The sequence below is a fragment of the Staphylococcus sp. Z5-21 genome (genome assembly GCF_056529615.1).
Genome location: NZ_CP096462.1, coordinates 2336431 through 2356044, shown reverse-complemented (window position 1 = coordinate 2356044; position 19614 = coordinate 2336431). Strand labels below are relative to the sequence as shown.

At 40.8% G+C, this 19614-nt stretch carries 9 protein-coding genes, 1 tRNA gene and 5 rRNA genes; 13 read left to right on the top strand and 2 right to left on the bottom strand.

From position 1 onward, the window contains the following. Positions 1-283: 283 nt before the first annotated feature. The 6 genes from M1D64_RS11775 (at position 284) to rrf (M1D64_RS11750) (ending at position 8678) form a co-directional block, all read left to right on the top strand. A 23S ribosomal RNA gene (locus M1D64_RS11775) occupies positions 284-3207 on the top strand. 78 nt (positions 3208-3285) lie between these two features. Beyond that, positions 3286-3400, top strand: a 5S ribosomal RNA gene (rrf, locus tag M1D64_RS11770). Positions 3401-3645: 245 nt separating this feature from the next. Further along, a 16S ribosomal RNA gene (locus M1D64_RS11765) occupies positions 3646-5198 on the top strand. Between the two features lie 99 nt (positions 5199-5297). Further along, positions 5298-5374, top strand: a tRNA-Ile gene (locus tag M1D64_RS11760). Between the two features lie 188 nt (positions 5375-5562). Then, a 23S ribosomal RNA gene (locus M1D64_RS11755) occupies positions 5563-8485 on the top strand. A gap of 78 nt (positions 8486-8563) precedes the next feature. Beyond that, positions 8564-8678, top strand: a 5S ribosomal RNA gene (gene rrf, locus M1D64_RS11750). The 16S, 23S and 5S rRNA genes sit together here with 1 tRNA gene alongside, the layout of an rRNA operon. Positions 8679-8951: 273 nt before the next feature. On the opposite strand, the gene pdxR is transcribed toward rrf (M1D64_RS11750), so the two are convergent. Further along, a complete protein-coding gene (pdxR, locus tag M1D64_RS11745) occupies positions 8952-10331 on the bottom strand; it encodes a MocR-like pyridoxine biosynthesis transcription factor PdxR (protein ID WP_041079567.1) in 1380 nt (459 codons plus the stop codon). A 100-nt stretch (positions 10332-10431) separates the two neighbouring features. Here pdxR and pdxS point away from each other — a divergent pair, with 100 nt between their 5' ends. Both pdxS and pdxT read left to right on the top strand, forming a co-directional pair. Beyond that, complete coding sequence (gene pdxS / locus M1D64_RS11740) at positions 10432-11319, top strand: pyridoxal 5'-phosphate synthase lyase subunit PdxS (RefSeq protein ID WP_011303857.1); 888 nt, start codon at positions 10432-10434, stop codon at positions 11317-11319. A 1-nt stretch (position 11320) separates the two neighbouring features. Further along, positions 11321-11896 (top strand): pyridoxal 5'-phosphate synthase glutaminase subunit PdxT, encoded by a 576-nt coding sequence (pdxT, locus tag M1D64_RS11735; protein ID WP_011303856.1) that lies wholly within the window; start codon positions 11321-11323, stop codon positions 11894-11896. 62 nt (positions 11897-11958) lie between these two features. Here the strand turns inward: pdxT and M1D64_RS11730 are convergent, their stop codons facing one another. Beyond that, entirely contained in the window at positions 11959-13173 is a 1215-nt protein-coding gene (locus M1D64_RS11730) for a NupC/NupG family nucleoside CNT transporter (RefSeq protein WP_037539112.1), read from the bottom strand. Positions 13174-13329: 156 nt separating this feature from the next. Between M1D64_RS11730 and M1D64_RS11725 the strand changes: the two genes are divergently transcribed. The 5 genes from M1D64_RS11725 (at position 13330) to radA (ending at position 19555) form a co-directional block, all read left to right on the top strand. Next, positions 13330-13791 carry a CtsR family transcriptional regulator gene (locus M1D64_RS11725; protein WP_002484181.1) on the top strand — a complete coding sequence of 154 codons (462 nt, stop codon included), beginning with the start codon at positions 13330-13332 and terminating at the stop codon, positions 13789-13791. A 16-nt stretch (positions 13792-13807) separates the two neighbouring features. Further along, entirely contained in the window at positions 13808-14359 is a 552-nt protein-coding gene (locus tag M1D64_RS11720) for a UvrB/UvrC motif-containing protein (RefSeq protein ID WP_011303853.1), read from the top strand. Beyond that, positions 14352-15362, top strand: coding sequence for a protein arginine kinase (locus tag M1D64_RS11715; RefSeq protein ID WP_002484179.1), 1011 nt, complete (start codon positions 14352-14354; stop codon positions 15360-15362). The genes M1D64_RS11720 and M1D64_RS11715 overlap by 8 nt, the downstream gene beginning before the upstream one ends. 11 nt (positions 15363-15373) lie before the next feature. Then, a complete protein-coding gene (locus tag M1D64_RS11710; RefSeq protein WP_002484178.1) occupies positions 15374-17836 on the top strand; it encodes an ATP-dependent Clp protease ATP-binding subunit in 2463 nt (820 codons plus the stop codon). Positions 17837-18184: 348 nt separating this feature from the next. Next, complete coding sequence (radA, locus tag M1D64_RS11705) at positions 18185-19555, top strand: DNA repair protein RadA (protein WP_480977488.1); 1371 nt, start codon at positions 18185-18187, stop codon at positions 19553-19555. Positions 19556-19614 lie beyond the last annotated feature (59 nt).

The following is a 19614-nucleotide window of genomic DNA, read 5'->3' as shown; positions in this document are numbered from 1 at the left end:
TAAGGATATATTCGGAACATCTTCTTACGAAGATGCAGGAATAACATTGACATATTGTATTCAGTTTTGAATACTCATTGGAGTATTCATTGCATTATTTTGTACATTGAAAACTAGATAAGTAAGTAAAATTTATGATTTTACCAAGCAAAACCGAGTGAATTAGAGTTTTTTAACAAGCTTTGAATTCAAAAAGAAATAATCGCTAGTGTTCGAAAGAACACTCACAGATTAATAACATTTTGGGTTTTCAACCGACTTGTTCGTGTTGAAAGTCAAAAAAGATTAAGTTATTAAGGGCGCACGGTGGATGCCTTGGCACTAGAAGCCGACGAAGGACGTTACTAACGACGATATGCTTTGGGGAGCTGTAAGTAAGCTTTGATCCAGAGATTTCCGAATGGGGAAACCCAGCACGAGTTATGTCGTGTTATCGATATGTAAATACATAGCATATCTGAAGGCAGACGCGGAGAACTGAAACATCTTAGTACCCGCAGGAAGAGAAAGAAAAATCGATTCCCTGAGTAGCGGCGAGCGAAACGGGAAGAGCCCAAACCAATGAGCTTGCTTGTTGGGGTTGTAGGACACTCTATACGGAGTTACAAAAGAACAGACTAGACGAATCATCTGGAAAGATGAATCAAAGAAGGTAATAATCCTGTAGTCGAAAGTTTGTTCACTCTTGAGTGGATCCTGAGTACGACGGAACACGAGAAATTCCGTCGGAATCTGGGAGGACCATCTCCCAAGGCTAAATACTCTCTAGTGACCGATAGTGAACCAGTACCGTGAGGGAAAGGTGAAAAGTACCCCGGAAGGGGAGTGAAATAGAACTTGAAACCGTGTGCTTACAAGTAGTCAGAGCCCGTTAATGGGTGATGGCGTGCCTTTTGTAGAATGAACCGGCGAGTTACGATTTGATGCAAGGTTAAGCAGTGAATGTGGAGCCGTAGCGAAAGCGAGTCTGAATAGGGCGTTGAGTATTTGGTCGTAGACCCGAAACCAGGTGATCTACCCATGACCAGGTTGAAGTTCAGGTAACACTGAATGGAGGACCGAACCGACTTACGTTGAAAAGTGAGCGGATGAGTTGTGGGTAGCGGAGAAATTCCAATCGAACCTGGAGATAGCTGGTTCTCTCCGAAATAGCTTTAGGGCTAGCCTCAAGTGATGATTATTGGAGGTAGAGCACTGTTTGGACGAGGGGCCCTTATCGGGTTACCGAATTCAGACAAACTCCGAATGCCAATCAATTTAACTTGGGAGTCAGAACGCGGGTGATAAGGTCCGTGTTCGAAAGGGAAACAGCCCAGACCACCAGCTAAGGTCCCAAAATATATGTTAAGTGGAAAAGGATGTGGCGTTGCCCAGACAACTAGGATGTTGGCTTAGAAGCAGCCATCATTTAAAGAGTGCGTAATAGCTCACTAGTCGAGTGACACTGCGCCGAAAATGTACCGGGGCTAAACATATTACCGAAGCTGTGGATTGTCCGTAAGGACAATGGTAGGAGAGCGTTCTAAGGGCGTTGAAGCATGATCGCAAGGACATGTGGAGCGCTTAGAAGTGAGAATGCCGGTGTGAGTAGCGAAAGACGGGTGAGAATCCCGTCCACCGATTGACTAAGGTTTCCAGAGGAAGGCTCGTCCGCTCTGGGTTAGTCGGGTCCTAAGCTGAGGCCGATAGGCGTAGGCGATGGATAACAGGTTGATATTCCTGTACCACCATTATTCGTTTTAAGCGATGGGGGGGACGCAGTAGGATAGGCGAAGCGTACGATTGGATTGTACGTCCAAGCAGTGAGATTGAGTGTTAGGCAAATCCGGCACTCTTAAGATTGAGCTGTGATGGGGAGAGGAAATTGTTTCCTCGAGTCGTTGATTTCACACTGCCAAGAAAAGCCTCTAGCTAGAATTGTGGTGCCCGTACCGCAAACCGACACAGGTAGTCAAGATGAGAATTCTAAGGTGAGCGAGCGAACTCTCGTTAAGGAACTCGGCAAAATGACCCCGTAACTTCGGGAGAAGGGGTGCTCTTTAGGGTTAACGCCCAGGAGAGCCGCAGTGAATAGGCCCAAGCGACTGTTTATCAAAAACACAGGTCTCTGCTAAACCGTAAGGTGATGTATAGGGGCTGACGCCTGCCCGGTGCTGGAAGGTTAAGAGGAGTGGTTAGCTTCTGCGAAGCTACGAATCGAAGCCCCAGTAAACGGCGGCCGTAACTATAACGGTCCTAAGGTAGCGAAATTCCTTGTCGGGTAAGTTCCGACCCGCACGAAAGGCGTAACGATTTGGGCACTGTCTCAACGAGAGACTCGGTGAAATCATAGTACCTGTGAAGATGCAGGTTACCCGCGACAGGACGGAAAGACCCCGTGGAGCTTTACTGTAGTCTGATATTGAAATTCGGCACAGCTTGTACAGGATAGGTAGGAGCCTGAGATACGTGAGCGCTAGCTTACGTGGAGGCGTTGGTGGGATACTACCCTCGCTGTGTTGGATTTCTAACCCGCACCATTTATCATGGTGGGAGACAGTGTCAGATGGGCAGTTTGACTGGGGCGGTCGCCTCCTAAAGAGTAACGGAGGCGCTCAAAGGTTTCCTCAGAATGGTTGGAAATCATTCATAGAGTGTAAAGGCATAAGGAAGCTTGACTGCGAGACTTACAAGTCGAGCAGGGTCGAAAGACGGACTTAGTGATCCGGTGGTTCCGCATGGAAGGGCCATCGCTCAACGGATAAAAGCTACCCCGGGGATAACAGGCTTATCTCCCCCAAGAGTTCACATCGACGGGGAGGTTTGGCACCTCGATGTCGGCTCATCGCATCCTGGGGCTGTAGTCGGTCCCAAGGGTTGGGCTGTTCGCCCATTAAAGCGGTACGCGAGCTGGGTTCAGAACGTCGTGAGACAGTTCGGTCCCTATCCGTCGTGGGCGTAGGAAATTTGAGAGGAGCTGTCCTTAGTACGAGAGGACCGGGATGGACATACCTCTGGTGTACCAGTTGTCGTGCCAACGGCATCGCTGGGTAGCTATGTATGGACGGGATAAGTGCTGAAAGCATCTAAGCATGAAGCCCCCCTCAAGATGAGATTTCCCAACTTCGGTTATAAGATCCCTCAAAGATGATGAGGTTAATAGGTTCGAGGTGGAAGCATAGCGATATGTGCAGCTGACGAATACTAATCGATCGAAGACTTAATCAAATTTTAAATGTTTTGTTTGGTTGAATCATATTTTACTTACTATCTAGTTTTGAATGTATAATTTCATACATTTCATTGTCTGGTGACAATGGCAAGGAGGTCACACCTGTTCCCATGCCGAACACAGAAGTTAAGCTCCTTAGCGCCGATGGTAGTCGGACTTACGTTCCGCAAGAGTAGGACGTTGCCAGGCAATTCCATTTTGACCTTTGGGTCGTTTTTTTATGGAAGTTTTAACAAAATAAATTTGAAAAAGTTCTTGACTTTATAAGTCAAAACAAGTAAAATTGTTTCTTGTGATTGAAGAAATGAACATTGAAAACTGAATTGCAATATGTCAACGTTAATTCCGAACGCAACATTAAATTGTTGGTTCAAAACAAGTGTTAGAGATAACACAAATTAGTATTTTATGAGCTAATCAAACATCATAATTCATTTATGGAGAGTTTGATCCTGGCTCAGGATGAACGCTGGCGGCGTGCCTAATACATGCAAGTCGAGCGAACAGATAAGGAGCTTGCTCCTTTGACGTTAGCGGCGGACGGGTGAGTAACACGTGGGTAACCTACCTATAAGACTGGGATAACTTCGGGAAACCGAAGCTAATACCGGATAACATTTGGAACCGCATGGTTCTAAAGTGAAAGATGGTTTTGCTATCACTTATAGATGGACCCGCGCCGTATTAGCTAGTTGGTAAGGTAACGGCTTACCAAGGCGACGATACGTAGCCGACCTGAGAGGGTGATCGGCCACACTGGAACTGAGACACGGTCCAGACTCCTACGGGAGGCAGCAGTAGGGAATCTTCCGCAATGGGCGAAAGCCTGACGGAGCAACGCCGCGTGAGTGATGAAGGGTTTCGGCTCGTAAAACTCTGTTATTAGGGAAGAACAAACGTGTAAGTAACTGTGCATGTCTTGACGGTACCTAATCAGAAAGCCACGGCTAACTACGTGCCAGCAGCCGCGGTAATACGTAGGTGGCAAGCGTTATCCGGAATTATTGGGCGTAAAGCGCGCGTAGGCGGTTTCTTAAGTCTGATGTGAAAGCCCACGGCTCAACCGTGGAGGGTCATTGGAAACTGGGAAACTTGAGTGCAGAAGAGGAAAGTGGAATTCCATGTGTAGCGGTGAAATGCGCAGAGATATGGAGGAACACCAGTGGCGAAGGCGACTTTCTGGTCTGTAACTGACGCTGATGTGCGAAAGCGTGGGGATCAAACAGGATTAGATACCCTGGTAGTCCACGCCGTAAACGATGAGTGCTAAGTGTTAGGGGGTTTCCGCCCCTTAGTGCTGCAGCTAACGCATTAAGCACTCCGCCTGGGGAGTACGACCGCAAGGTTGAAACTCAAAGGAATTGACGGGGACCCGCACAAGCGGTGGAGCATGTGGTTTAATTCGAAGCAACGCGAAGAACCTTACCAAATCTTGACATCCTTTGAAAACTCTAGAGATAGAGCCTTCCCCTTCGGGGGACAAAGTGACAGGTGGTGCATGGTTGTCGTCAGCTCGTGTCGTGAGATGTTGGGTTAAGTCCCGCAACGAGCGCAACCCTTAAGCTTAGTTGCCATCATTAAGTTGGGCACTCTAGGTTGACTGCCGGTGACAAACCGGAGGAAGGTGGGGATGACGTCAAATCATCATGCCCCTTATGATTTGGGCTACACACGTGCTACAATGGACAATACAAAGGGCAGCTAAACCGCGAGGTCATGCAAATCCCATAAAGTTGTTCTCAGTTCGGATTGTAGTCTGCAACTCGACTACATGAAGCTGGAATCGCTAGTAATCGTAGATCAGCATGCTACGGTGAATACGTTCCCGGGTCTTGTACACACCGCCCGTCACACCACGAGAGTTTGTAACACCCGAAGCCGGTGGAGTAACCATTTATGGAGCTAGCCGTCGAAGGTGGGACAAATGATTGGGGTGAAGTCGTAACAAGGTAGCCGTATCGGAAGGTGCGGCTGGATCACCTCCTTTCTAAGGATATATTCGGAACATCTTCTTACGAAGATGCAGGAATAACATTGACATATTGTATTCAGTTTTGAATGCTCATTGGAGTATTCAAAAATAAATGGGCCTATAGCTCAGCTGGTTAGAGCGCACGCCTGATAAGCGTGAGGTCGGTGGTTCGAGTCCACTTAGGCCCACCATTTTTTGTACATTGAAAACTAGATAAGTAAGTAAAATTTATGATTTTACCAAGCAAAACCGAGTGAATTAGAGTTTTTTAACAAGCTTTGAATTCAAAAAGAAATAATCGCTAGTGTTCGAAAGAACACTCACAGATTAATAACATTTTGGGTTTTCAACCGACTTGTTCGTGTTGAAAGTCAAAAAAGATTAAGTTATTAAGGGCGCACGGTGGATGCCTTGGCACTAGAAGCCGACGAAGGACGTTACTAACGACGATATGCTTTGGGGAGCTGTAAGTAAGCTTTGATCCAGAGATTTCCGAATGGGGAAACCCAGCACGAGTTATGTCGTGTTATCGATATGTAAATACATAGCATATCTGAAGGCAGACGCGGAGAACTGAAACATCTTAGTACCCGCAGGAAGAGAAAGAAAAATCGATTCCCTGAGTAGCGGCGAGCGAAACGGGAAGAGCCCAAACCAATGAGCTTGCTTGTTGGGGTTGTAGGACACTCTATACGGAGTTACAAAAGAACAGACTAGACGAATCATCTGGAAAGATGAATCAAAGAAGGTAATAATCCTGTAGTCGAAAGTTTGTTCACTCTTGAGTGGATCCTGAGTACGACGGAACACGAGAAATTCCGTCGGAATCTGGGAGGACCATCTCCCAAGGCTAAATACTCTCTAGTGACCGATAGTGAACCAGTACCGTGAGGGAAAGGTGAAAAGTACCCCGGAAGGGGAGTGAAATAGAACTTGAAACCGTGTGCTTACAAGTAGTCAGAGCCCGTTAATGGGTGATGGCGTGCCTTTTGTAGAATGAACCGGCGAGTTACGATTTGATGCAAGGTTAAGCAGTGAATGTGGAGCCGTAGCGAAAGCGAGTCTGAATAGGGCGTTGAGTATTTGGTCGTAGACCCGAAACCAGGTGATCTACCCATGACCAGGTTGAAGTTCAGGTAACACTGAATGGAGGACCGAACCGACTTACGTTGAAAAGTGAGCGGATGAGTTGTGGGTAGCGGAGAAATTCCAATCGAACCTGGAGATAGCTGGTTCTCTCCGAAATAGCTTTAGGGCTAGCCTCAAGTGATGATTATTGGAGGTAGAGCACTGTTTGGACGAGGGGCCCTTATCGGGTTACCGAATTCAGACAAACTCCGAATGCCAATCAATTTAACTTGGGAGTCAGAACGCGGGTGATAAGGTCCGTGTTCGAAAGGGAAACAGCCCAGACCACCAGCTAAGGTCCCAAAATATATGTTAAGTGGAAAAGGATGTGGCGTTGCCCAGACAACTAGGATGTTGGCTTAGAAGCAGCCATCATTTAAAGAGTGCGTAATAGCTCACTAGTCGAGTGACACTGCGCCGAAAATGTACCGGGGCTAAACATATTACCGAAGCTGTGGATTGTCCGTAAGGACAATGGTAGGAGAGCGTTCTAAGGGCGTTGAAGCATGATCGCAAGGACATGTGGAGCGCTTAGAAGTGAGAATGCCGGTGTGAGTAGCGAAAGACGGGTGAGAATCCCGTCCACCGATTGACTAAGGTTTCCAGAGGAAGGCTCGTCCGCTCTGGGTTAGTCGGGTCCTAAGCTGAGGCCGATAGGCGTAGGCGATGGATAACAGGTTGATATTCCTGTACCACCATTATTCGTTTTAAGCGATGGGGGGACGCAGTAGGATAGGCGAAGCGTACGATTGGATTGTACGTCCAAGCAGTGAGATTGAGTGTTAGGCAAATCCGGCACTCTTAAGATTGAGCTGTGATGGGGAGAGGAAATTGTTTCCTCGAGTCGTTGATTTCACACTGCCAAGAAAAGCCTCTAGCTAGAATTGTGGTGCCCGTACCGCAAACCGACACAGGTAGTCAAGATGAGAATTCTAAGGTGAGCGAGCGAACTCTCGTTAAGGAACTCGGCAAAATGACCCCGTAACTTCGGGAGAAGGGGTGCTCTTTAGGGTTAACGCCCAGGAGAGCCGCAGTGAATAGGCCCAAGCGACTGTTTATCAAAAACACAGGTCTCTGCTAAACCGTAAGGTGATGTATAGGGGCTGACGCCTGCCCGGTGCTGGAAGGTTAAGAGGAGTGGTTAGCTTCTGCGAAGCTACGAATCGAAGCCCCAGTAAACGGCGGCCGTAACTATAACGGTCCTAAGGTAGCGAAATTCCTTGTCGGGTAAGTTCCGACCCGCACGAAAGGCGTAACGATTTGGGCACTGTCTCAACGAGAGACTCGGTGAAATCATAGTACCTGTGAAGATGCAGGTTACCCGCGACAGGACGGAAAGACCCCGTGGAGCTTTACTGTAGTCTGATATTGAAATTCGGCACAGCTTGTACAGGATAGGTAGGAGCCTGAGATACGTGAGCGCTAGCTTACGTGGAGGCGTTGGTGGGATACTACCCTCGCTGTGTTGGATTTCTAACCCGCACCATTTATCATGGTGGGAGACAGTGTCAGATGGGCAGTTTGACTGGGGCGGTCGCCTCCTAAAGAGTAACGGAGGCGCTCAAAGGTTTCCTCAGAATGGTTGGAAATCATTCATAGAGTGTAAAGGCATAAGGAAGCTTGACTGCGAGACTTACAAGTCGAGCAGGGTCGAAAGACGGACTTAGTGATCCGGTGGTTCCGCATGGAAGGGCCATCGCTCAACGGATAAAAGCTACCCCGGGGATAACAGGCTTATCTCCCCCAAGAGTTCACATCGACGGGGAGGTTTGGCACCTCGATGTCGGCTCATCGCATCCTGGGGCTGTAGTCGGTCCCAAGGGTTGGGCTGTTCGCCCATTAAAGCGGTACGCGAGCTGGGTTCAGAACGTCGTGAGACAGTTCGGTCCCTATCCGTCGTGGGCGTAGGAAATTTGAGAGGAGCTGTCCTTAGTACGAGAGGACCGGGATGGACATACCTCTGGTGTACCAGTTGTCGTGCCAACGGCATCGCTGGGTAGCTATGTATGGACGGGATAAGTGCTGAAAGCATCTAAGCATGAAGCCCCCCTCAAGATGAGATTTCCCAACTTCGGTTATAAGATCCCTCAAAGATGATGAGGTTAATAGGTTCGAGGTGGAAGCATAGCGATATGTGCAGCTGACGAATACTAATCGATCGAAGACTTAATCAAATTTTAAATGTTTTGTTTGGTTGAATCATATTTTACTTACTATCTAGTTTTGAATGTATAATTTCATACATTTCATTGTCTGGTGACAATGGCAAGGAGGTCACACCTGTTCCCATGCCGAACACAGAAGTTAAGCTCCTTAGCGCCAATGGTAGTCGGACTTACGTTCCGCAAGAGTAGGACGTTGCCAGGCAATCAGAGACCCAAGCGGGTCTCTTTTTTTATGTTAAAAAAGCTTAACTTCCAGTTCGAAGAACTGAAAAAGCTAAAATAAGCTATTATGAGAAAGCGTTTGAAGCTGACGAACTGAGCAAAAGACGAAGCGAGCTACAAGTTAATTTCGAATAAACAAGTGCTAAAGCACTTGCATAAGTGTTACTAATTTCAATAAATTGAAAAGTAACACTTTATCGAAATGGTAAAAAAATGTTAGGGAAATTTGAGCAATAAAAAATTAATAATCATATTATAGACATAGACTATTTATTAATGCGTTGGTATGATCATTTAATTTTGAAAAGGGTATCCCTCCAAAACCTAAAATAAATTTCACAGATGTTTGGTTTTTATCATAGTGATAAAAAGGTAGAATTTTCAATTGGTTGTTTGCAGCGTTTTTAAGGCACTGATCCATTGAATAGCCGTTTTTTACAGTTAAAGTGAAGTGCATGCCAGCAAGTGCACCATCTATTTGTAATTGATCTTCATACGGTTTTAGTTTTTCTAGAATGAATTTTAGTTTTCTGCTATATACTTTTCTCATTTTGTTAAGATGCCTTTCGAAACTACCTGATTCCATAAAATTAGCTACTATTTTTTGTAAATGTGCAGGTACGGTGTTACCTTCTTTGTTTTTTAAATGTTCATATTGTGCTAACAATTTTTTTGGTAAAACTAAATAAGCTATTCTACAACTTGGGAAAAGGGATTTAGAAAATGTACTTATATAGATCACTTTGTCTTTGGTATCTAAACTCTGTAACGCAGGTATTGGTTTTCCGAAGTAACGAAATTCGGAATCGTAGTCATCTTCAATAATATATCTATATTCATTTTGATGTGCCCAATTTATAAGTTGGGTTCTTTTTTTTAAATTCATTACGTAGCCTGTAGGGAACTGGTGAGACGGTGTGACATAGGCAATATTATTATTGGTTTGGCTAAAATAGTTTAAGTCAATCCCTGTTTTATTAACAGGTGTCTGAAGATAAGGGATTTGCTTCTTATCGAGTACTTGTTTGATTGGTGGGTAACTTGGGTTTTCAATAATAAACTGTTCTTTACTTAACATATCTGTGAGCAAATTAATAAGCTGTTCTGTTGAGGAACCAATGATAATTTGCTCTGGATGACAAGTAACACCACGACTGTTAAAAAGGTAATGAGCGATTTCTTGACGCAATGACCACTCTCCTTTGGGATTTGTGTGTTGTAGTAAACCGAGTTGATCATCTTCAAAGACATCACGTGCATACTTTCTAAATTGCAGCATGGGAAAGTATTCGGCATCAATTTCAGATAGATTAAAAGCATATTGATATGATTGGTCATTATGACGATTGTTAGAAATCATGTCTAAAGATGGTCCATTTAACTGACTATGATTTCTTTTAATGATAGGTAATGTTTCAATATCTGAAACGAAATAACCAGAACGTGGTTTGGAATATATATAGCCTTCATCTAATAAAAATTGATACGCGTGCTCGATTGTTGTATTACTTACGGATAAATGTTGGCCAAGGGCACGTTTAGAAGGAAATTTATCACCAGATTGATATTGTCCTTCTATAATTTGTTGCTTCAAGTTTTCATATAATTCTATATATAGATGTCGTTTTTCCATAAAATCTGACCCCTTAAATTATTTTGAAATTGTACCTTTTTAAATACCAGTTTATCTCTTAAAATGAATTTAATCAACTAAGTAAAGGGGTAATACAGATATGTCTAAAGTTACTGGATCAGAGAGAGTTAAAAGAGGCATGGCAGAAATGCAAAAAGGCGGCGTCATTATGGACGTTGTAAATGCAGAGCAAGCTAAAATTGCGGAAGAAGCAGGAGCGGTTGCTGTCATGGCGTTAGAACGTGTACCATCTGACATTAGAGCAGCAGGTGGCGTAGCGCGTATGGCTAATCCAAAAATTGTAGAGGAAGTAATGAATGCTGTTTCAATACCAGTCATGGCGAAAGGACGTATCGGTCATATTACGGAGGCACGTGTACTTGAGTCTATGGGTGTAGATTATATCGATGAGTCTGAAGTATTAACACCTGCTGATGAAGAATATCATTTAAGAAAAGATACATTTACAGTACCATTTGTCTGTGGATGTCGTAATTTAGGTGAAGCAGCTCGTCGTATTGGTGAGGGTGCAGCGATGTTACGTACGAAAGGTGAACCTGGTACTGGTAATATTGTGGAAGCAGTAAGACATATGAGACAAGTTAATTCTGAAGTAAGTCGTTTAACTGTTATGAATGACGATGAGATTATGACAGAAGCTAAAAATATTGGTGCGCCATATGAAGTATTAAAAAATATTAAAGAAAATGGTAAATTACCAGTAGTTAATTTTGCAGCAGGTGGTGTTGCGACACCTCAAGATGCCGCTTTAATGATGGAATTAGGCGCAGATGGTGTGTTTGTAGGATCAGGTATTTTTAAATCTGAAGATCCAGAAAAATTTGCAAAAGCCATTGTTCAAGCAACAACACATTATCAAGATTATGAATTAATTGGTCGTTTAGCAAAAGAGCTAGGTATAGCGATGAAAGGTTTAGATATCAATGACCTGTCTTTAGAAGAACGTATGCAAGAGCGTGGTTGGTAATATGAAAATTGGTGTATTAGCACTTCAAGGTGCAGTCAGAGAGCATATACATCACATAGAATTAAGCGGTCACGAAGGCGTTGCAATTAAGCGAATTGAGCAATTAGAAGAGATTGATGGTCTGATCTTACCTGGTGGAGAATCCACAACATTGCGTAGATTAATGAATTTATATGGTTTCAAAGAAGCCTTACAGCAATCAACATTACCAATGTTTGGCACATGTGCAGGTCTTATTGTAATGGCTAAACAGATTTCTGGGGAAGATGGCTACTTAGATAAACTCGATATCACAGTTCAAAGAAATTCATTTGGACGACAAGTAGATAGTTTTGAAAGTGAATTAGATGTAAAAGGCATTGCGGAAGATATCGAAGGCGTATTTATCAGAGCACCTCATATTGAAGCGACACATGGTGATGTTGATGTACTTAGTACAGTTGGTGATAAAATTGTTGCCGTTCAAGAAGGACGTTATTTAGGTGTATCATTCCATCCTGAATTGACAGATGATTATAGAGTGACACAGTATTTTATTGAAGCAATTGTCAAACCGACACTTACTGAAAAAGTTTAAAAATAAATATAGTAAAAAGCAGTCATGTATTTTAAATATACATGACTGCTTTTATGTTTAAATTAGATAAAGAATCCTGCAATAGCTGCTGAAATAAATGAAACTAAAGTTGCACCGAATAATAGTTTTAATCCGAAACGTGCAACCATGTCACCTTTTTCATTGTTCAATGATTTGATAGCGCCTGAGATGATACCGATTGAACTGAAGTTCGCAAATGAAACGACGAAGACTGAAATAACACCTTTCGCATGTTCACTCATATCTTTCACTTGGCTTAAGCTTTGCATGGCAACGAACTCGTTAGATAATAATTTTGTCGCCATAATAGAACCAGCTTGTACAGCATCGTTCCAAGGAACACCAACTAAGAAGGCAAATGGTGCAAATACGAAACCGATAAGTGTTTGGAAGTCCCAAGTAATGCTACCTCCAGAAATACCAGTGAATATTGCACTGACAAGACCGTTAAGTAACGCGATAATTGCTATGTAACCAATTAACATTGCTCCTACAATAACTGCTACTTTAAAACCGTCTAAAATATACTCGCCTAACATTTCGAAGAAAGATTGCTTCACTGCTTCACTTTCTTGAACGATTAGTTTATCCTCTTTGGCATCTACTTTATAAGGATTAATGATAGAAGCGATAATGAAACCGCCAAATAAGTTCAATACGACTGCCGTAACAACGTAACGTGGCTCGATTAAGGTGAAATAGGCACCAATAATGGAAGCTGATACTGTAGACATCGCTGAAGCCGTCAAAGTATAAAGGCGTTGTTTAGGTATATGAGCTAATTCTTTCTTTAATGAAATAAACACTTCAGATTGTCCTAAAATGGCTGCCGCAACAGCATTGTAAGATTCTAAACGACCCATACCATTTATTTTAGAAATAGCTAAACCAAGTACATTAATAATCCATGGTAGGATTTTCGTATATTGTAAAATACCAATTAATGCAGAAATAAATACGATTGGTAATAATACATTAAAGAAGAATGGAGGGTTCTTTGGATCTACAAATTCAAAACCACCAAAGACAAAGTTTACACCTTCTGCTGCTTTTGCTAATAAATAGTTAAAGCCATCTGATATGCCGCCAATGACTGTGATACCGAATTTCGTTTTAAGTAAAATAAATGCGAATACAAGTTGTATGACTAACAATAGTCCGATATATTGCCATCGGATGTTTTTTCTATCTGAGCTAAATAGAAACGCTAATGCAAGAAACACTACTATCCCAATTAAACCGATAATTATATGCATAAGTTATTCATCCCTTTTAAATTTTCTTAACTTCTATAATACAATAAAATTGATAGCACTTACATGTTTAATTTAAAAATTTTAAAACATATTGGTTGAAAAAGGTCAAAGTTGGTCATATAATATAGTCAAAGAAGGTCAAAAGAGGTGATAATCATGCACAACATGTCCGACATCATAGAACAATACATTAAAAAATTATTTGAAGACACCAATGAAGACGTTGTTGAAATTCAACGAACCAATATTGCGCAGCGCTTTGACTGTGTGCCTTCTCAGCTTAATTATGTAATCAAAACACGTTTCACAAATGAACATGGCTATGAAATTGAAAGTAAAAGAGGTGGCGGTGGTTACATTCGAATCACTAAAATTGAAAATAGAGACGAAACAGGTTACATTAATCACTTACTTCAATTAGTAGGGCCATCTATTTCACAGCAACAGGCATATTACATTGTGGATGGTTTGTTAGATAAATCATATATTAATGAGCGAGAAGCAAAAATGATATACGCTGTAATAGATAGAGAAACATTGAAGATGGATATACTATCTAGAGATATTATCCGAGCAAATATAATTAAAAGATTGTTACATGTTATAAATTATTATTAAAGCGAGGTGTTGCGTCGTGCTATGCGAAAATTGTCATTTGAATGAAGCAGAAGTGAAATTGGCAGTGAAAGGGCAAGATGGTATAAATGAAAAATGGGTATGTTCCACGTGTGCACAAGGCGGTAATCCTTGGACACAAAATCAACAAATCCAAGCCCAAGATGATATCGAAGGTGCGTTTGTAGTCAAACAAATCTTGCAACATCTAGCTGCTAAACATGGTATCGATTTTGATGAAATTGCTTTTAAAGAAGAGAAACGCTGTCCAACTTGCCATATGACATTAAAAGATATTGCACATGTTGGTAAATTTGGTTGTGCAGACTGCTATGCGACATTTAAAGATGACATAGTCGATATTGTACGACGCGTACAAGGTGGTCAAATTGAGCACATTGGAAAAACACCGAGATCTTCACATAGAAAATTGGCTTTAAAAAAACAAATTGAGGAAAAATCTTCTTATCTAAATCAATTGATAGAAGAGCAAAATTTTGAAGAAGCTGCCGTTGTTCGTGATGAAATCAAGGCATTAAAAGAGGACAGCGAGGTGAAACATGATGAGTAAAAATGATATTAGTGCATATATGAGTGAATGGATGAGAGATAGAGAAGAAAGTCCCATCGTTATGTCATCAAGGATTCGTTTAGCACGAAATCTTGAAAACCATGTGCACCCACTCATGTTTCCGTCTGAACAAGATGGTTTTAAAATTATTAATGAAGTACAAGATGCGCTTCCCGATTTAGCTGTCCAACGATTAGACGCAATGGATCAGCAAAGTAAATATAAACTTGTCGCGAAACATCTTATTAGTCCAGAATTAATCAGACAACCTGCATCGGCAGTGCTACTGAACGAGGATGAATCGTTAAGCATTATGGTAAATGAAGAAGACCATTTGCGTATTCAAGCGATGGGAAATGATTTATCTTTATCTTCATTATATGAAAAAGCTTCAGAGATTGACGATAAACTAGACAGTGAATTAGATGTAAGTTTTGATGAAACTTTAGGCTATTTAACAACTTGTCCAACAAACATTGGTACAGGCATGCGAGCAAGTGTTATGTTGCATTTACCAGGCCTAACGATTATGAAACGAATGAATCGAATTGCACAAACAATCAATCGTTTCGGTTTTACAATTAGGGGCATTTATGGAGAAGGTTCGCAAGTTTATGGTTATATCTATCAAATTTCAAATCAACTTACATTAGGAAAAACTGAAGAAGACATCATTGAAAGTTTATCAGAAGTCGTTCAACAAATTATTAATGAAGAAATGCAGATTCGTGAACGCTTAAACCGACATAACTATACTGAAACATTAGATAGAGTGTATCGTTCGTTAGGTATATTAAAATATAGTAGACTGATATCTATGGAGGAAGCTTCACTAAGATTAAGTGAGGTCAAACTGGGTATTGATTTAGAATACATTGAATTAGAAGACTTCAAGTTTAATGAACTGATGGTTGCGATACAATCACCATTTTTATTAGATGATGAAGATGATAGAACTGTTAATGAAAAAAGAGCAGATATATTAAGAGAACATATAAATTAGGAGGTTGCGCTATGCTATTTGGAAGACTTACAGAAAGAGCACAACGTGTATTAGCACATGCTCAAGAAGAAGCAATTCGTTTAAACCATTCAAATATAGGAACAGAACATCTACTTTTAGGTTTAATGAAAGAACCTGAAGGTATTGCTGCCAAAGTTTTAGAAACTTTTGAGATTACTGAAGAAAAAGTTGTTGAAGAAGTAGAAAAATTAATTGGCCATGGTCAAGAACAAATGGGTGCATTGCACTACACACCTCGTGCGAAAAAAGTTATAGAATTATCAATGGATGAAGCAAGAAAATTACATCATAACTTTGTTGGAACAGAGCATATTTTGCTTGGTCTAATCAGAGAAAATGAAGGTGTCGCAGCACGCGTATTTGCAAACTTAGATTTAAATATAACAAAAGCACGTGCACAAGTTGTTAAAGCGTTAGGTAGCCCTGAAATGAGCAACAAAAATGCACAAGCAAACAAATCAAATAACACACCAACATTGGATAGTCTTGCACGTGACTTAACTGTTATCGCTAAAGACGGTACGTTAGATCCAGTGATTGGCAGAGATAAAGAAATAACAAGAGTCATTGAAGTGTTAAGTCGTCGTACTAAGAACAACCCTGTATTAATTGGTGAACCAGGTGTTGGTAAAACAGCAATTGCGGAAGGTTTAGCACTAGCAATTGTTAATAATGAAGTACCTGAAACATTAAAAGGAAAACGTGTAATGTCATTAGATATGGGAACAGTAGTGGCTGGAACGAAATATCGTGGTGAATTTGAAGAACGTTTGAAAAAAGTTATGGAAGAAATACACCAAGCAGGTAATGTGATATTATTCATTGATGAATTACACACACTAGTTGGTGCTGGTGGCGCAGAAGGTGCGATTGATGCTTCAAATATTCTTAAACCAGCCTTAGCACGTGGCGAGCTACAATGTATCGGTGCGACAACATTGGATGAATATCGTAATAATATTGAAAAAGATGCAGCACTTGAACGTCGTTTCCAACCTGTTCAAGTAGATGAACCTACAGTAGAAGACACTATTGAAATCTTAAAAGGTTTACGTGATCGCTATGAAGCACATCACCGTATCAATATTTCTGATGAAGCATTGGTATCAGCTGCTAAATTGAGTCATCGCTATGTTTCAGACCGTTTCTTACCAGATAAAGCGATTGATTTAATTGATGAAGCTAGTTCAAAAGTAAGACTGAAAAGTCATACAACACCACCAAACTTAAAAGAAATTGAACAACAAATTGAACAAGTCAAAAATGAAAAAGATGCTGCAGTACATGCTCAAGAATTCGAAAATGCCGCAAATCTTCGTGATAAACAAACTAAATTAGAAAAACAATATGAAGAAGCTAATACGAATTGGAAGAATACTCAAAACGGTGATAACACATCATTATCTGAAGAAGATATCGGTGAAGTGATCGCTGGTTGGACAGGTATTCCATTGACTAAGATTAATGAAACAGAATCAGATCGTCTGCTTAACTTAGAGGATACACTACACAATAGAGTGATTGGACAAAAAGACGCAGTGACATCCATTAGTAAAGCAGTGAGACGTGCAAGAGCTGGATTGAAAGATCCTAAACGTCCAATCGGTAGCTTTATTTTCTTAGGACCTACGGGTGTAGGTAAGACTGAGTTAGCACGTGCGTTAGCAGAGTCTATGTTCGGTGAAGACGATGCTATGATCCGCGTTGACATGAGTGAGTTCATGGAAAAACATGCTGTCAGCCGTTTAGTTGGTGCTCCTCCAGGCTATGTAGGACATGACGATGGTGGACAATTAACTGAAAAAGTAAGACGTAAACCTTATTCTGTTATTTTATTTGATGAAATCGAAAAAGCACATCCAGATGTATTTAACATCTTGCTACAAGTGTTAGACGATGGTCATCTAACAGATACCAAAGGTCGTCGTGTTGACTTCCGTAATACGGTAATAATTATGACATCAAATGTTGGCGCGCAAGAATTACAAGATCAACGTTTTGCTGGTTTTGGTGGCGCTACAGAAGGTCAAGATTATGAATCAATTCGCAAGACAATGATGAAAGAATTGAAAAATGCTTTCCGTCCAGAGTTCTTAAACCGTGTTGATGATATCATTGTATTCCACAAACTTTCTAAAGATGAGTTGAAACAAATTGTGACAATGATGGTTAACAAACTTACTAATCGACTTTCTGAACAAGATATTAATATATCGGTTACAGAAGCGGCTAAAGAGAAAATTGCCGAAGAAGGTTACGATCCAGAGTATGGTGCAAGACCACTTATTCGTGCTATTCAAAAAACAGTTGAAGATAACTTGAGTGAATTGATTTTAGACGGTAACCAAATTGAAGGTAAAGAAGTTAAAATTGATCACGATGGTAAAGAATTCAAATATGATATTACGGAAAGACAAGATTCAGCTAAAGATAAAGAAACATCTGAATCATAATATCAATAAAGTTAATGTTAGGACCTAGGACATCATCGCATGTCCTAGGTCCTTTTTTTGTATAAAGGGTTAAATTATCAAATTATCATTGGAAACTAACTTACAACATGATGCATTCATACTATTATTTGTAAATTCAAGCTATAATATGATTGGTACTTAAACGTTAGACGTGGTATTTTATAAAAATAGCTTATATCAATATGAGAAACGTTGAAATGATACATAATTTTAATTTAAGAAATATACATATTAATTGAGAGAATGATTATTGCTGAGAATAAAATTTGTTTTTAAATAGTCAGAGGTTTAAAATAGATTTGTTCAATGAAAGGTGGAGGTGCTGTTTTGGCTAAAAAGAAAGTGATTTTTGAATGTATGGCATGTGGTTATCAGTCACTGAAATGGATGGGGAAATGCCCAAACTGTGGTGGTTGGAATCAAATGGAAGAAATTGTCGAACAAAAGGCAGCCAGTCCAAAACATGGCGTACGCAGTCGAGACAATGTATCTAAAGTACAAAAATTAAATGAAATTAAACATGAAACAACACCTAGGGTTAAAACAAATTCAAACGAATTTAACCGCGTACTAGGTGGAGGTATTGTTAATGGTTCACTTGTCTTAATTGGTGGTGATCCTGGTATTGGGAAATCGACATTACTATTACAAATTTGTGCATCATTATCCCAATCTAAAAACGTATTATATATCACTGGTGAAGAATCATTGAGTCAAACGAAATTAAGAGCGAAAAGATTAGATGAAGATTCTAGTGAATTAAATGTATTTGCCGAAACAGATTTAGAAGTAATCCATGAAACGGTTAAACAAATTAAACCAGATTTACTTGTTGTGGATTCTATACAAACAATATTCCACCCTGAAATCAGCTCGGCACCAGGCTCGGTGTCACAAGTTAGAGAAAGTACGCAGAGCTTAATGAATATAGCTAAACAGATGAATATTGCGACGTTTATTGTCGGACATGTAACAAAAGAAGGTCAAATCGCTGGGCCGCGTTTACTTGAACATATGGTGGACACAGTGCTTTACTTCGAAGGTGATGAACACCACGCATATCGTATTTTAAGAGCTGTGAAAAACCGTTTTGGTTCTACAAATGAAATGGGTATCTTTGAGATGAAGCAAACAGGTTTGAAAGGCGTTAAAAACCCTTCGGAAATGTTTCTTGAAGAACGTTCAGCCAATGTACCAGGTTCCACGATTGTTTCTACCATGGAAGGTACGAGACCTTTATTGATTGAAGTACAAGCATTAGTGACACCGACAACTTTTAATAATCCGAGACGTATGGCAACGGGCATAGATCATAATCGATTGAGTTTGCTCATGGCCGTATTAGAAAAGAAAGAAAATTATCTCCTTCAGCAGCAAGATGCTTATATCAAAGTTGCGGGTGGTGTGAGACTTACTGAGCCAGCAGTAGATTTAGGTATCATTATTGCGACGGCTTCAAGCTTTAAAGATTTAACGGTGGACGGCTTGGACTGTTTCATCGGTGAGGTAGGTCTTACTGGAGAAGTCAGACGTGTTTCTCGAATAGAACAACGTGTCCAAGAAGCTGAAAAATTAGGGTTCAAACGTGTGATTATCCCTGAGTCCAATATTGGGGGATGGCAATTTCCTGAAGGTATAAAAGTAATTGGGGTTAAAAGTGTTCATGAAGCTTTAAAATACGCATTAACAAAACATTAAAAATAATTATGCTTTAATAATATAAGGTTGAATAATTGTCGGAAGAAAGGAGCGTTAAC

Bases quoted from the DNA above. Each gene is read 5' to 3' on its own strand.
- pdxR (WP_041079567.1), bottom strand. From the start codon at position 10,331: ATGGAAAAACGACATCTATATATAGAATTATATGAAAACTTGAAGCAA.
- pdxS (WP_011303857.1), top strand. From the start codon at position 10,432: ATGTCTAAAGTTACTGGATCAGAGAGAGTTAAAAGAGGCATGGCAGAA.
- pdxT (WP_011303856.1), top strand. From the start codon at position 11,321: ATGAAAATTGGTGTATTAGCACTTCAAGGTGCAGTCAGAGAGCATATA.
- M1D64_RS11730 (WP_037539112.1), bottom strand. From the start codon at position 13,173: ATGCATATAATTATCGGTTTAATTGGGATAGTAGTGTTTCTTGCATTA.
- M1D64_RS11725 (WP_002484181.1), top strand. From the start codon at position 13,330: ATGCACAACATGTCCGACATCATAGAACAATACATTAAAAAATTATTT.
- M1D64_RS11715 (WP_002484179.1), top strand. From the start codon at position 14,352: ATGAGTAAAAATGATATTAGTGCATATATGAGTGAATGGATGAGAGAT.
- M1D64_RS11710 (WP_002484178.1), top strand. From the start codon at position 15,374: ATGCTATTTGGAAGACTTACAGAAAGAGCACAACGTGTATTAGCACAT.